Source organism: Streptomyces sp. NPDC019443 (genome assembly GCF_044389785.1).
In the GTDB taxonomy this organism is placed as follows: domain Bacteria; phylum Actinomycetota; class Actinomycetes; order Streptomycetales; family Streptomycetaceae; genus Streptomyces.
This window is the reverse complement of the sequence record NZ_JBIRYJ010000004.1, coordinates 310,393-324,823: the sequence shown is the minus strand read 5'-3', so window position 1 is coordinate 324,823 and position 14,431 is coordinate 310,393. Positions and strand designations below refer to the sequence as shown.

General features: G+C 66.7%; 11 protein-coding genes. 5 read left to right on the top strand and 6 right to left on the bottom strand.

The window, feature by feature from the left end; genetic code table 11:
* Nucleotides 1-239 precede the first annotated feature (239 nt).
* A complete protein-coding gene (locus tag ACH492_RS15635) occupies nucleotides 240-761 on the bottom strand; it encodes a YcxB family protein (protein WP_398986727.1) in 522 nt (173 codons plus the stop codon).
* Between the two features lie 963 nt (nucleotides 762-1,724).
* On the opposite strand from ACH492_RS15635, the gene ACH492_RS15630 reads away from it, so the two are divergent.
* A complete protein-coding gene (locus ACH492_RS15630; RefSeq protein ID WP_398986725.1) occupies nucleotides 1,725-3,173 on the top strand; it encodes a hypothetical protein in 1,449 nt (482 codons plus the stop codon).
* Between the two features lie 74 nt (nucleotides 3,174-3,247).
* On the opposite strand, the gene ACH492_RS15625 is transcribed toward ACH492_RS15630, so the two are convergent.
* From ACH492_RS15625 to ACH492_RS15615, 3 genes are all read right to left on the bottom strand, one after another.
* Nucleotides 3,248-3,790 (bottom strand): hypothetical protein, encoded by a 543-nt coding sequence (locus tag ACH492_RS15625; protein ID WP_398986723.1) that lies wholly within the window; start codon nucleotides 3,788-3,790, stop codon nucleotides 3,248-3,250.
* Nucleotides 3,791-4,497: 707 nt separating this feature from the next.
* Nucleotides 4,498-5,238, bottom strand: coding sequence for a hypothetical protein (locus ACH492_RS15620; protein WP_398986721.1), 741 nt, complete (start codon nucleotides 5,236-5,238; stop codon nucleotides 4,498-4,500).
* Nucleotides 5,239-5,628: 390 nt separating this feature from the next.
* Nucleotides 5,629-6,006 (bottom strand): DUF6959 family protein, encoded by a 378-nt coding sequence (locus tag ACH492_RS15615; RefSeq protein ID WP_398986719.1) that lies wholly within the window; start codon nucleotides 6,004-6,006, stop codon nucleotides 5,629-5,631.
* Between the two features lie 407 nt (nucleotides 6,007-6,413).
* On the opposite strand from ACH492_RS15615, the gene ACH492_RS15610 reads away from it, so the two are divergent.
* The gene (locus ACH492_RS15610) at nucleotides 6,414-6,950 is read left to right on the top strand and encodes a hypothetical protein (RefSeq protein WP_398986717.1); all 537 of its coding nucleotides are present in this window, start codon (nucleotides 6,414-6,416) and stop codon (nucleotides 6,948-6,950) included.
* A gap of 153 nt (nucleotides 6,951-7,103) precedes the next feature.
* Here ACH492_RS15610 and ACH492_RS15605 read toward each other — a convergent pair whose 3' ends face one another.
* Nucleotides 7,104-7,670: a Uma2 family endonuclease gene (locus tag ACH492_RS15605; protein ID WP_266379015.1), complete on the bottom strand. Its 567-nt coding sequence runs from the start codon at nucleotides 7,668-7,670 to the stop codon at nucleotides 7,104-7,106.
* 457 nt (nucleotides 7,671-8,127) lie between these two features.
* Between ACH492_RS15605 and ACH492_RS15600 the strand changes: the two genes are divergently transcribed.
* From ACH492_RS15600 to ACH492_RS15590, 3 genes are all read left to right on the top strand, one after another.
* Entirely contained in the window at nucleotides 8,128-8,373 is a 246-nt protein-coding gene (locus ACH492_RS15600; protein ID WP_398986715.1) for an IS3 family transposase, read from the top strand.
* Nucleotides 8,283-8,966, top strand: a complete 684-nt coding sequence (locus ACH492_RS15595; protein ID WP_398987340.1) for a DDE-type integrase/transposase/recombinase — start codon at nucleotides 8,283-8,285, stop codon at nucleotides 8,964-8,966. The genes ACH492_RS15600 and ACH492_RS15595 overlap by 91 nt, the downstream gene beginning before the upstream one ends.
* 267 nt (nucleotides 8,967-9,233) lie before the next feature.
* Nucleotides 9,234-10,574: a ferric reductase-like transmembrane domain-containing protein gene (locus tag ACH492_RS15590; RefSeq protein WP_398986713.1), complete on the top strand. Its 1,341-nt coding sequence runs from the start codon at nucleotides 9,234-9,236 to the stop codon at nucleotides 10,572-10,574.
* 391 nt (nucleotides 10,575-10,965) lie between these two features.
* Here ACH492_RS15590 and ACH492_RS15585 read toward each other — a convergent pair whose 3' ends face one another.
* Nucleotides 10,966-14,427 (bottom strand): type ISP restriction/modification enzyme, encoded by a 3,462-nt coding sequence (locus tag ACH492_RS15585; RefSeq protein ID WP_398986711.1) that lies wholly within the window; start codon nucleotides 14,425-14,427, stop codon nucleotides 10,966-10,968.
* Between the last annotated feature and the right edge of the window lie 4 nt (nucleotides 14,428-14,431).

The window sequence follows — 14,431 nt, the reverse complement described above, 5'->3', positions numbered from 1 at the left end:
CAGGCCGGGCAGTTCCGCTGGCCCTCACAGTCACCGCCAGGACGACAGGTATGCGGCATCTCGGCGGCCCCGGCTGACCTCGATCAGACCGTCCTTCTTCAACTGCGTGAAGGCGCGGTGGGCGGAGCCGACCGAGACGCCGTGGGCAGACGGCTGACAAATCATCAACAGGACAGCCGGAGAGCGTCGGTCGGACGGAGAGTCAGGCCCCCAGGGCGGCATCACCGGCATCATCACAGTCAGGCCCGGTTGAGATGGCGGTCGAGGAGCGCCTGGAGACGGATGGCGTCCTCCGGGGCCCGCAGACCGCTCTTGGGCAGTACTTCGAGGCACAGGATGTTCGGGTCCCGACTGAGCAGGACGAAGTGATCGCGGGTGTCCCGGTAGCCGCGGAACAGCGACCAGCGCTGAGTCAGCGTGCAGTGATCGGTGGTGACGGAGATGCCGTCATCGCTCACCGTCGCGCGGAACTCACCGTGCCACTCGACGGTACGCAGCACATGGTTGGCCTGGACATGCGGAATAGACCACACGAGAAAGACGACCAGCCACTGCAGCAGTATCTGGCCGAGCCCGGCTCCGGTCACGATCAGCCGCAGGCCGAACAACGCGAACAACACGACCACCGCACCCCGCAGCAGAGCCAGCTTCCTGATCCGGTCGCGCACCCGGATGCCCGCCAGAATGTCGCCTCGCGTAGGGCGGTAGGCCAACTCGACCGCGTCCGTACCGTGTGCCGTGTCCCGCCCCGGATGAACCATGGGCGGAACCCTAGCGGCCCCTGGAGTTGGAGGAGAGCGGGGCCGTGTGGCGGTTACCAGGGACGATGTCAGAAGCTGATGTCAAAGACCCCGGACCATGATCGGTCCGGGGCCGTTTCGCTGGTGCCCCCGCCAGGATTCGAACCTGCGACACCCGCTTTAGGAGGGCAACAGGACCTGTAGCCCGTGGCTCCTACCTGCTTCTTTCGTCTCCAGGATTACATCTGGGGTGCTTGAGTGTGCAGGTTCCGCCCATGGTTCACGGCTAGAAGCACGGCTACGCAGGGTCTTACGTCTATGGGTTCGGGAGCTCGGCACGTCCGTCGAGAAGGTCCCGGAGTTTCGGGTACCGGATGGGCTGGGCGGGGTCGTGCTCCTCGATGACATACGCCGCCCGCCGATGACGGTCGGTCAGGGCGTGGGGTCCGCCACTCAGGATGCTGCCACGGAACCTTACTTGCAGCACCGACTGCGCTGTGTTGGCATCGTTTGGGCGAGAATTCTGAGTGGGTCGCAGGTGGCCGACCGAATGTCCCTGCGTGACCTCTGTCCGCGGCGAGGCAGTAAGCCGTTGTATGCAGCGGGGGCAACGAATGAGTCAAACGCGCGTTCGGGCGCGATGGTGTGCGGGCTCTGGGGTGTCTCGCCTGCGCTGCATGTTCCCGTTTTGCGTGCCTGAATCGGCTGAGCCGGGAGCCAGTTGGGTCGCGCTCGATTCGGTCATGTCATGTGCGGGTGGTTGTACTGCTCAGTAGCGAGTGGGCAGTGTGGGTTCCCCGAGAGCCCAGAGGTGCCACGGGGGCGTGGGCGCATGGGCCTGCAGGAGTGTCTGTTGATCTGGCCCTCTTCCGCGTGCGCGAGCGGCCGACGACGTTCCGCAGTTCCTTTCTGTTCCCCCTGTGAACGCCGTTCCGGGCTGAGACCTGACAGGGGAGGATCATGCGTTTCCCGAAGAGAGCAGTCGTGGCAGCCGCGTTATCGGCGGTCCTGATGGGGCTGGTCACGGCTCCGGCGCAGGCGGCCGACGACGGCCCACCCGACGACGCGGTGGCAACCACCCTCAAGCCTGGTGACTCGTACACCATCTCCGACCCGGCCCTCCTGGCCAACCCGCAGAAGGTCGAGGACGCTCTGGCCAAAGACGGAGACCTGGATGCGCTGGGGCTGAAGCCCAACAACGGCCCCTCGGCGCAACCCGAGCGCGAAACGATGGCGCCGTGGGGGCGCAGCTACACCGTGCCGAGCCAGCGCTTTCCGCGCGGTCGCAAGCCCGCCGATCCCTACCAGTACATATCCGGCATCGACGAGTGTGCCGCCAACGACAGCTCGGACAATGACGGTGGGTGGATCAAGAATCGGTTCTCCTACTGCCAGCGCCACATGATCGTCATACCTGCGGTCCAGTGCGGCCTGTGGCCTCCGGGCTGCTACGTCAGGGGATGGTTCATCTCCCGCAACACGATCATCGGGCAGGGCAAGATCGGCGGGTGGGAAGGCAGCCGCTACGCCCGCAACGCCGATTTCGACCTCAACGTGGACGTCTATGCGGCCACCGGACACTTCAACCAGGCCGGCGCCACCATGGAAGCCACACTCGAATGCGAGGGCACCTGGGAGGGTGGCGGGGGCGAGCCGGAGGATGCCTGCGACAGCGGCGTCTACGAGGGCCGCAAGGACTCGACCCGAGGCTGGCGGAACGACGGCGACGTCAAGTTCGACCTGATCTCGCTGGCTCCCCGGCAGCCCAGCGCCGAGGCCGGTCCCCAGATCGCGAACGCGGACTTCCGGCCGATCTATGAGTTCACCATTCCGGGCTACGATCAGCTCCAGCCCACCGAGGGAGAAGAAGGCAAGCTGCGGTTCGACAGCGCCTGGTACCTCAACCGCGGCGACATGGGCTCAGTCTTCAGCGACATCACTCCGGCCCTGCGCTACGACCGCAGTGACACCAGTGACCCCACCGGTCCCGGAGAGCCGTACCTCGGCGTCGCGGCCGTCGCCGACCACATCGGTGACGCCCGGGCCAACCCCGACAGCACGCTGCCGCCCAAGGACAACAAGAACTTGCCCGGCGCGGAACCTCTCGACCCCCTGCACCGCATCGCCGCTGCCGCCGGAGCATCTCAGCGGGCCCGCTCCGACGCCAACCGCAGCGTGGTCAGGTCGTACTGCAACAGCGGCGACGTGCCCGGCGGACCCGGCCAGGGGCTGGACTGCGACGAATACCCCTTCGCGTCCTCTTACCAAGGCGCGGCTCGCTACCAATTCGAGGGGGGCCAGTACGAGAGGGACTACTCCGTCCGCTACGTCGACCCGACGGAGAACCAAGAGGCCGGCCGTCGACTCGACGCCTGGTACGAGAACGACCGCATCCTCGGCTGGGACGCCTTCGTGATCCACATCGGTGACTGAACCACCACCGTAACCAAGTACATGACACCGCGGGGGCCGGCCGTGCCACGGCCGGCCCCCGCCCGCAGACGTGATCAACCGTGCGTGGAGGACAGGCGCCACAACTGCCCCAGGCAGAACTCGTCCACGCCCGCCAGCTTCTGCTCGTGCCCCGAGGGCGTCTCCACCACAGCGGGGCCGTCTTTGAATGGCGAGTAGAAGGGCCCTGTTTCCGGATTCAACGCCCAATGAAGACGCAGCCGGTACCGGCCCGGCGACGGCAGCACGATCACCGCCCCCTCCCGGCCGCCGGTGAGTTCGTGGACCTCCAGCACGCCGCTGGGAAGCTCCAACTCGACTTCCTCGCTGCCCGACCACTGCGCCTGGTCGGGCGGCGGCGTGGTGCTCCAGCTCTCCAACCGCAGCCGCGCTCGAATGACGGCCGACGGGCACTGCAGGTACACCATCCCCCGCGCCACCTGCACCCAGCTTCCCTCGGGCGCATCGGGGGTGTGCGTCTCCTGCCGACAGGACTCATCCACGATGCCGAAGGTCCGGTAGGAGACGCTGACCTCCACCTCGGCCGAGTCGAGTAACCTCGCCATCCCTGTCCTTCCCCCGGCGTAGTCGACGACCACGCCGTACGCCTCAGCGACACAGACATCACCACGCTACACAGGGACGGCTGTGCTCCGTGGCTTGCCACTGGCGGGGTTCGGTCGCTCTGCCCCGCAGGCGAGGGTGTCGAGCAGGCGGGAGACGGTCGGGTTGGAGGCTACCGGTCCGAACACGGCCGACTCGGCTCACAGCAGGCCCACGTCAGCCAGGCAGTCCCCGCGCCCATCGCAATCGCCAGTGCTACATCCAGCAGGCTTATCCCCGGATCATGCACCGTCCTTGGCTGTCGCCACGGCACCGGCGCCGCCGATATTGCCCGCCCCAGACTGGTCTGCGACAACACCGCGTGCGCGAAGAGGACGTTCGCCGAGCAGCGAAGTACAGCAACCAGCGCGACCGCATCCGACCGGCATCGGCCCCAGTCACCCCGGCTGAGCAGTCGAGCAGACCTCAGCGACCGCCCCGCCTCTAGTTCGCATGGAGAGGGTCAGATCGTGCCACAGGCGTGCCAGATAGAGCGGGGACTCACGGGGAACCGCAGTTGCTAGCGGAAATGAGGTGTCTTGGCACAAGAGCTGGCGGTACCCAGGTCAGCGCCCAACTCGCCCCACCTCGCTGCTAAAGCGGTGGTCCGTTGCTGTACCGAAGTGTTAAATCAGGCCGATCAAGCCCGCATCGTTGGGCGAGCCCGTCACGGCGAAGGAGCCGTGAGCCCAGCATGAGGCACTTAGGGCTGCTGCCGGCCGCTTCTCCGCAGATGGTCGCGGAAGCGGGAGAGGATCGCGGCCAGGGGCTTGCGGAAGACCGTCGCCAGCACTGTCAGCGCGGTGAGGGAGGTTGCCAAGCCGATGAGCCAGTTCTGGGCCGACGTGATGCGGTAGCCCCAGGTGGCGCGGGCAGTCAGGATGATGTCGATGGGTGGGGAGGAACGGGCGAGGAGGACGCCCGAATCTCCCCGGTAGGTCTCGACCATCAACTTGAGGGTGTACCTGCCGGGCTTGCGCGGGGTGAGGTACCAGCGCCACTCCACCTCGTCACCGGGCGCAGCGATCGTGCCGATCGGAGAGCCGAGTACCTCGATGTCCACGTCCTTCCCGGCCTCGAAGAGGTACGCCTTCTGCACCCCGCCCACGCGCAAGGCGCGTTGAGCCACCACTCTGCCCGGCGGCCACGCGGGCGGGGTCTCGCCGCGGATCGCCGTGAGCCACACCGTGAACTCCAGGGTGTCGTCCACGTCCACCTCCTTCGGAGGCTGGTAATAAAGGACCCCATTGAAAAGGGATCTGCGGTCCTCGGCCACTCCTTTCTGGAAGATGACCTGGTCGGCACCGTCGCTCCTGTAATAGCCGGAGGTGGGGGTTCTCAGGACCAGGCGGTCCACCGTGGAAAGCGTAAGCAAGCCGAGCAGCCCGATCGTCCCGGCGGTCACCAGCAGGATCCACCGCCAGGTCCGTTGTGTTCCGCGCACCGGCCGACCATATCGCGACGTTTCATCAGGTATGGGTCAGTCGGTGCCACTGACGCCGGGTGTCAGACAAGGCTAGGAACGGGGCCGGCGTGCGCTCTGTACTGTGTGACAACCCAGACGTACAGAGGTGGACAAGCGCGCACACCTGCGGACCCTCGCAGCAGGTGAGAGGCACACCAACCCGAGGTCGAGCGCCCAGCCCAGTTGCTTCGGGACGAAGGAGTCGCATCCCCGAGCGTGCCCGACCCGTGCCCGATAGGTCGGTAAGCCACGGTCAACAGCGGTTGCCAGGAAGAGCCCAAGGGTTCACCCTCGCACCCGTTGTTGCTGGTCAGCCCGGAGGCAACGTCCAGAAGCGCGGTGATTCCCAAGCTCAGAGTCTTGGCGGTGTCAGTACGGTCGAGGGGTCTTGTGCGCCTCCAACGCAGCGGAGTAGCGCGTCAGCAGCGCATCGAGGTCGGCAAGGAGAAGGCCGGCGGTTTCGCGAGCCCCGGCCACGTCACCCTGGTCCAAGGCTTGCACGACCTCAGCAACGTCACTGCGAAGGATGGAGAGAGAGTCACCCTGGATCAGCACGCCGGGGAACCGCCGCCCGGGCAGTCGCACCACAGCATTGTTCCCGCCGTCCGTGAACAGCTCAGCCTCAACATGCTCCATAGGGCCATCCAACCCGGTTGGCTTTGTACACGAGAACGGGCGTCGTTTGTCGATGAGCGCGGGAGGCACCCCGATGACGGTGAGGCCGATGTTCACGACTTCGGGAGGCACCCGAGCGCCTGGTCCTCGCCGAGCAAGTTGCCCGCGAAAAACAGCAACGCCGCGCCCTGTCCGACTTCCTGGGGGCTGGGGCACAGCGGGCGGAACATCCGCCTGATCCCCGTCGGAGACCAGCCGCGCCGTCACTCTCGACCGGGCGAGAGGTCAGACGTGCGTGGTACACCCCCTGTCCATCCCCGGGGCGACCGCCGAGGCTCGTCAACCGCGTCGGCGCCGGGAGGGCTGGGCTGGCACGGGGCCTCGCGCAGCGGCCCATGCGGACTCGGGGCCCTCCGTGAACCGGTCGGCGTCCCGCCTGGACCGGCTCGGGAACCGTTCCCCCGGATCCTGCGTGACCTCTTGACGTGTTGTCGGCTGGTGATGGGGGGACCCGAATGAAAGCTCGGACGATGGTGAGCGTGGCGGTATCGGCCTGTGTGGCGCTGGTGGCGTGCGCGTGCGGTCCGGAGAAATCGAAGGAGGACACGGACGCGAAGCCTTCGCAGCCGTCCGCGTCTACGCACGCCGAAGAGCCGTCGGCCACGCCGTCCGTGTCCGCTCGGACCGAGAAGCCGTCGGCCGAGCCAACCGGCGACCAGCCCGCACCCAGGACGAAGGAGGGCGCGATCCAGCGGTACGAGCAGTACCTCCACGCCCTGGGCCGTGAGGACATCGACACGGTCTGCGAAGTGGCCGGGCCCGCCGCGAAGAAGGCACAGGACCAGGGGTCCGGCCCGTGCACGTCGACGTACTCCGTCGTGTTCCAGATGATCTCGCCCGCGCAGAAGAAGGCCCTGCAAACCGCGACGGTCGACCCGCAGCGCATCGACGTGCGCACGCCTGACAAGATCGAGATGCCGGTCGAAGCGGTCAGGGCTTCCGCAACCTTCTCCGAGAGCGACCTCGGCAGCTACACCCTGGAGTACCTCAAGAACGATTGGTACATCACCGACTGAACCCGACGCGCCGTACGCGGAGCCGCCCGACGCTCCGCGCGCATGCCACCCGGTGGCCGGTCGACCGGCGCCCGCGAGCCTGGTGGTCGCCGATTGTCGTTCCCCGGACAGCCTCCTACCGAGTGAGCCTTCCGCTGCTGAGCAGCGCGTGGGTCAGACCTGGCCGAGGTCGATCTCCACCGCGAAGGGGGCCGCTACCTTGAGGACGCCTGTGAACATGTCTCCGTCCCGGTAGGTCTTCGTCGCGGGGTCGAGAACGTAGGTGTACACGAGAGGAACGCCTGTCGCGGCCTGCTCGATCCGCCAGTAGAAGCCGATGCCTGCCTTGGCGTACTGGTCGACCTTCACGATCCGGTCGGTGGTCTCCGAGCCTGGCGACACCACCTCCGCGACCAGCAGCACGTGCTCAGGGCGGGTCGGGGTGATATCGATCGTGTCTGCGTGGTACACGACGACGTCCGGGCGGCGATTGGTGAGCGGGACGTCCTGAAGCCGGACGTCGAAGTCCGTGTCGGCGTTCCACTCCGGGCCCGCGGCGGCATCCAGGGCGTTCGCCAGAATCCGGGCCAGCCGGTTGTGCCGCTTGGACGCACTCGGACTCACGACGACCATCCCGTCCACGATCTCGATGCCGGCGCACTGCTCCTCGGACCAGGACTCGTACTCCTCCGCCGTGATCTGCTCATGCATCCACGCCGGGGCCACCATCTCGGCCGTCATGAAGCGCCTCCCGGACACTGTGCTGCGGGCCCGATCCCGCTGGATTCAGCGTACTGTCTGCCACCCGTCCGGCACGCTGCTCTCGCTCACGCCCCTCCCCGTCGGCCAGTATCCGACCAGCGAGCCCACGACAAGTGAGCAACCGGCGCGGTGGACTCGTCACCAGGGGATCGGAACAGGCCAGCGGCACCACTGACCCAGTGGCCCACCCCGGAGAGCGCGGCAGCGGCCGACCCGGCGAGTCCCAGCACAACGGCCGAGAGGACGCCGCCACCTCGCCGACGTCCTCGAAGTCCTGAAGGTCCAGGTGCTCGCGCAGTCGTCGCCCCGGCACGTCCACGCCCTCCAGCGCACCGCGGCGGAACCCATCGCATCGACACCGCCTTCGTAGGGGAAGGTCGGTAACCAGAGGGCCGGGCACGGCGTCCCGCACCGCGTGGCCTACCGGGTGCTGGGGGTGAGCGAGTCATGGTTCTACAAGTGGATCAAGGATTCGGTGACGAAGCGTCAGCAGCGGCGCATCGGCCTTGCCGAGGAGAGTAAGCGGATCTTCGATCAGTCCGGGGGTGCCTACGGATCACCGAAGATCTTCATCGAGCTGATGCGCGCCGGCTGGCGGGTGTCGGGCAACACCGTGGCCAGGCTCATGGCCGGGCTCGGGCTCGCGGCGCGCACGGTGCGCCGCGAGCCCGGCCCGGCCTGACCAGACCCGGCAGCCGGCGCGCCGCCCCGGACTGGCTGCGGCGCGACCTCAGGGCGCCCGCCCCGGACACCGTTTGGGCCGGGGACATGACCGAGTTCGGCACCGATGAAGGCAAGCTGTACCTGGCCACCGTCATCGACCTGTACTCCCGCCGGCTGCTGGGGTTCGCCATGGGCGTCCACCACGATGCAGAACTGGTGGTCGCGGCGCTGAACATGGCCGCCGCCTGCGCCGGCGACGTCTCCGGAGTGATCTTCCACTCGGACCGCGGCAGTGAGTACGTCTCGAAGCGGTTCGGTGACGCGTGCCGCCGGTGGGGCGTGTGGCAATCCATGGGGCGGGTGGGGTCGTGTTCCGACAACGCCGTCTCAGAGGCATTCAACAGTGTGCTGAAGTGGAGTACGTCCACCGGCAGCACTTCCGCACCTGGGCCGAGGCGCGCATCAGGACCGGCACGTGGATCGCGGACTTCTACAGCACTCGTCGGATGCACAGCGTGTGTGGGTTCCTCAGCCCGGTGGAGCTCGAACGGCAGTACTGGGCAGGTCTTGCAAGAAGCAGCGTGGGAACTCTCCACGCTGCGAGGGGATTGACGCCGCGGCCGAGCTGATGTTCGCGGCGCTGGCCACACCGGTGAGCGCTGCACCACCCGGCGACGTAAACCATTGCGGAACCCTGGGCCGCAGGACGCACCGAACGCCGAACAGCGGTTGGATTCGACGGTTCTGGCGTGAACGGATCGGGCTCACGCTCCGTATGCTTATCCGATCGGAGTGCGTATCCGGACGAATTACTCGATCTTCATCAGGTTAGTGCATGCGGGCCGCGAGTGCAGCGGCCACGGGGGATGTGAGGAAAGCATGGCGGTGGCGAGTAACACGGTGCGCAGAGGCACCGTGCTTCCGGTGGACGCGGCGCGCTGGGCGATGTGGACTTTCGTCATCGTCAACGCGGTGACCGTCGAGGCGCTGTTCCTCAGCGCGGGTTCAGGCAAGAACGGGGTGCTCACGGTCGCCAAGTTCTTCGGACTGCACGCAGCCCTGCTGATGCTGTTCCAACTGCTGCTGGTCGCCCGGCTGCCCTGGCTGGACCGCCGCATCGGGATGGACCGGCTCACGGTGTGGCACCGCTGGGTCGGCTTCTTGCTGCTGTGGACCGTCCTCACCCACGCCACGCTGGTGGTGCTCGGCTATGCGAACCTCGACGACGCGTCCATGGGGAAGACGTTCGTCGCACTGAGCGGGGTGCCGGCCTCCCTGCTGGGCATGCTCGCCGCGGCCGTCATCGTCGTGATCGCCGTGATCTCCACCCGGCCCCTGCGGCGGCGACTGCGGTACGAGGTCTGGCACGGTCTGCACCTGCTGCTCTACGTGGCTCTGGGCCTGTCGTTCGTCCACCAGCTGCAGGAGACCACGACGTTCACGTCCTCCGCGTTCGCCACGGCCTACTGGTGGATTCTGTGGCTGTTCGCCTTCGGCGCCCTGCTGACCGGGCGTGTCGCCGTGCCGCTGTGGCGCAACGCCTACCACAGGTTCCGCGTCGCGGCCGTGGTACCGGAGTCGGACAATGTGGTCTCCGTGTACGTCACCGGCCGACACCTCGACAAACTCCCGGCCAGGGCGGGGCAGTTCTGCATCTGGCGGTTCCCCGGGCACAACCACTGGTGGCTGGCCAACCCCTTCTCCCTGTCGGCGGCGCCGGGCGGACAAGGGCTGCGCCTCACGGCGAAGGCGGCGGGCAGCACCAGTGCCGGCCTGCGGAACGTCCCGGTCGGCAACCGCGCCTTCGTCGAGGGACCGTACGGGGCGTTCACCTCGCTGCACCGGACCCGGCCCGGCACCCTGTTGATCGCCGGGGGTGTGGGGATCACGCCCGTGCGGGCCATGCTGGAGGAGGCGGCGCCCGGCGACGTCGTCGTGCTGTACCGGGTGCGCAGCGAGGCCGACGCCGTGCTGCTGAACGAGGTGCGCCACCTGGTCGCGCTACGGGGCGGACGGCTGCACCTGCTCACCGGCAGAACCGGCGAGGGCGGCACCCCGCCGTTCGGCCCGGGCAGCCTGCACCAGCTGGTCCCCGACATCACCGAACGCGACGTGTACGTCTGCGGCCCGCCCGCCATGACCAGGGCCGTGCTCGCCGGCCTACGAGACCTGCGGGTCCCTGCGCGACAGGTGCACGCTGAGAAGTTCGGTCTGGCCTGAACCGGAAAGGGGCCCGACGTAGCAGTACCCGTCGCTCACGCAACGGCCCCGGACGAGGAGTCCGAGCCCGAATGGAGCGCTTCCCTGGGGAGAAAACCCCAGGTCAGCGGCGTAATGCGTTGTGCCCCCGGCAGGATTCGAACCTGCGACACCCGCTTTAGGAGTTTTCCCGGGGCGATGCTGTGACCTGCGGAAACGCTCGGCATCGTGGGTCTGGCCTGCACAGACACTCCTCCGTAGTTCTCGCGTGTTCGCGGGGTTTCCCAGCCTCATGTGTGCCGAATCTGTTCTGGCCGAACTCCTCGGCAGGCGGTCAGTGCCCCGCCAGGCCGCTGGCAAGGGCGCGGATGGGATGCATCGCTGTGTACGAACTGGCTGCTGACGCCACCCGTCATGCTGGGCCCTGCCTCCGAGCGCGAGGGCTGGGCCGTGCAGGGGAGTGCGACTTTGGCAGCGCGGTATTGGGGGGATCCTCCTGGAGGGTTAGGGGGTCGACGGGCCCTGGCGGTTGACCGTCGACTGTTTCCATGCCGGGCAGGAATTGGTGATCCGGGCTGGTATGGGCGCGCTTGGCGCGGTCGGGTACGGGGAGGATGCGGCGGCGGGTGAGTTCGGCGACGTCGATTAAGGGGGCGGCCACGATGCGGTTGAGCAGCTCTGCCTGCTGCGGTTCCAGGGAGGTGAGGTGACTGAGTACGGTAAGGATTTCGACGAGTTCCCGGCTCCAGCCGTGCTCCCAGTGATCGGGGCGCTCGCGGTCGAGTTCGCTGGTGACTTTGCCGGCTGTGTGGTTGCTGCGGTAGGCGAGCCAGCTGTCGAGTACGTTGCGCCCGCCGGTGGTGTAGTTGCGCATGCGTGGCGTGACGCCGGTGAAGACGCCCCTCTCGATGATCAGGTGCTCTTGTTCGCTGTTGTACGTGATGGTCGAAGGGAGCGCATCGGAAGCAACTTCTCGGGCGTACGTGATTTCGGGGTGTGCACGTTTCCACCAGTTCGAGGTCCCCGCCGGGCGGCTGTCTTCGGGGTTGATGCAGCGTGTGCCGAAGGTGGATGCCCACAGAATGTGGCGCCCTAGGTCGATGGCGTCCTGCCATAGGGCTCGGTCGGCGGTGAGGGGAATGCGTACGCCAGGGGAGTTGAGGTCGTCTGCGTAGCGCTCAGTGAAGGCAGGGTGGGCGGTGGCGGCAGCGATGTAGGCAACAAGATCTTCAGCCGGGACTTCCTGGAGGCCGTAGGAGTTGGCGAGGTGGTGTAGCAGTCCTGGCGCGATGTTCGGGGTGTGGTCGGCATTCAGAAGCGGCATGACACGGCCGCCGTTTCCGTTGAAGTAGTGCACGTCGGGGATGAGGGCGGTGAATAGCAGTGCGGGCCCGGTCTGCAGGCGCTGTGCGTGCTGTTCGACGACGAAGACTTGGCCTTCGACTGCGGCCTGCCACAGTTCGGGGCGTGAGAAGTCGATGAGACGACCGTCGGGTGTGAGCCACTGACGGTCCAGGGCTCTGCGGGCAATACGTACCGGAGCAGGGCATGGGCCGCGTTCATCACGGAAGAGCTTTGGTGGATGGGGATGGCCGGGAACGCAGCGGGCTTCCTTGTCCAGAGTGCGGTCGCGGGTCTCTTTGAACAGTGCCTGCTTCGTGGCGGGGTCGCGTTCTTGGATGATGCGGTCCCAGCGTCGGCGCAGCGTGCTCTTGGAAGGGCTGATGACCCAGTTCCGGTTGGTGGTGACCCCGGGTTTGTACCAGGGCATGAGATCGATGAGGGCGGGGAAGCTGTCCCAGCCGCTGCTGGAAGCGGGTGTGAACGGGGCGGACTCGGAGGGGCGGGAGGTGTGCCAGCCGGGCCCACCGATGTGTAGGCGCTGCAGTTGTTGTTCCTTGTGTTGGCGGGTGCCCTGGACAGCCGTGTAGTGGACCGGAGCCAGTTCGTCGCGTCGTTCTCCCTCGCGGCGGACGAAGATGCCGATGGCTAACTCCTGCTGGACGCCTGGGAAGAAGCGACTGTTGAGCGGGGGCCTTTTGGTCTCGGGCGTGAGGTCGATGATCCATCCTTCGGTACAGGTTCGCCGTAGGTAGGAGCGCATGCCCTGAAAGCCGGAGCCGCGAATGAATCCGCCGGTGCTGATGAAGCAGACGACGCCGTGGCGGTGGTCGTCGTGCTGGTCGAAGACTTTGTGGGTGGCCCAGCGCCAGAAGTAGGTGCAGAGGCTCTTCAATTTGTTCTCGAAAACTCCCGCCGCACCGCCTATTCGGAAGTCGTCCAGTGGCGGGGCGCCACGGCCCGATGAACCCTTCTCGATCCATCCGCCCTGGCCTTCTGCCTGTTCGCGGTGGGGAGGGTTTCCGATGACGACGGTGATGCGTTCGTTGCGCTGAATGGTGCTGGCTGCTTCGGCGTCGTCGCGTAAGGGGCCCCACAGAGCGCCGTAGCGGGTGAAGAGTTCGCTCGGCCGCCAAGGGTCGGCGAGGGTGTCGGCCAGATGCAGGTGCATGTCGCGCAGCCGGACTCGGGAGTTGAGGGCGCGCAGCATCTGGCCGACGCGCATCTGAGCGACGGCGAAGGCACCCATCTGCTTCTCGAAACCGATCAGCCGACCAGCGAGTTCTTGTACGGATTCGGCGCGGAAGCCTTCGTTACCGCCCTCGGACTGCTTGCGGGCGACGAGGTCGATGATGCCGGTGAGGAAGGTGCCGGTGCCCATGGCCGGGTCGATGATGGACACACCGGGGTCGGCAAAGCCGTCTGGGCAATCGAGTGTCGTAGCCAGCACCTCGTCGACGAGGCGGATCATCTCGGTCACTAGTGGGGCCGGGGTGTAGTAGGTGCCGGAGTCCTTGCGTAAGTCGGCGTCGTACTCCTGCAGGAAGTGCTCGTAGAGATGGATGTGGAAGCCGGGTTCGCCGGCCAGGGCGCTCCTCCAGTCGATGGCGTCGATGACGCGGACAAGCATGTCGAGGCTGTCGCGGAATTCTCCTTCGACCTGATCGGTGAGGATCTGCAGGGCGCGGCCCATGACTGAGTGCTCCGCCCCCAGACGTCGACCTACTTCGTGCAGGCTCATGCCGACCAATGCGTTGTCGTTGCCGTCGGTGGTGTCGGAGCCAGCGAGCAGGAGAGCGAAGGTGACGGACTGGGCGTAGCGGTCAGCGAAGGCCGCTCGTTTGTCCCGGTCGTCCGTGGTCGGGAAGAGGTCGACTTCAAGGGTGGAAGCTAGGTCGGTGAACGGTCGTTGGTGGCGTGGGTGGCCGGCTTCGGCGTCGAGGCGGTCGTGGACGGCATCACGTAGGAGGGTGCACAGGGGGGCTACCTGGGCGACTACATCTCGCATCGACGTCAGTGGATGCGGCTGCCAGCTGAAGAACGCGGTCAGCATGGTTTCGAAGGCGGTCTCGCCGGCAATTGGCAGCCGCAAGCGAGAGCCGGCGGTGCGTAGATCGCCTTCAAAGTGGATGGTGTCGCCGTGCTGCTGGCCCGAGCGGTACATGATCCACGTCTGACCGTTGGTGTAGATCAAGTTGGGGAGCTTTGCCATGCCCTCCCACTGACGGCGGTCGCGCTGGTTCAGCTCGCCAGGATGGATCACGCTCTTGTCCGGGCTCTTCAGCTCGACATAGCCGACGATGTTGCGCGGTAACTTCCCGATCCGCACTGCCAGGTCGGGGCGAATTCGATGCGCGGCGATTGCGACCTCGGCATGCAGGACGGCTTGCAGCCCCAACACGTCTGCCGCGTCGACGAGAAGTGTCTCCACTGCCCGACGTATCGCGGCTTCCTTCTGCCCGTGCAGTAGCGCCTGCTTACACGTCGCACCGAACTCGCTGACGATCCGTCGAAACCTGTCTCTGCGCTGCATCCCG

Bases quoted from the DNA above. Each gene is read 5' to 3' on its own strand.
- ACH492_RS15585 (WP_398986711.1), bottom strand. From the start codon at position 14,427: ATGCAGCGCAGAGACAGGTTTCGACGGATCGTCAGCGAGTTCGGTGCG.
- ACH492_RS15590 (WP_398986713.1), top strand. From the start codon at position 9,234: ATGGCGGTGGCGAGTAACACGGTGCGCAGAGGCACCGTGCTTCCGGTG.
- ACH492_RS15605 (WP_266379015.1), bottom strand. From the start codon at position 7,670: ATGACGGCCGAGATGGTGGCCCCGGCGTGGATGCATGAGCAGATCACG.
- ACH492_RS15635 (WP_398986727.1), bottom strand. From the start codon at position 761: ATGGTTCATCCGGGGCGGGACACGGCACACGGTACGGACGCGGTCGAG.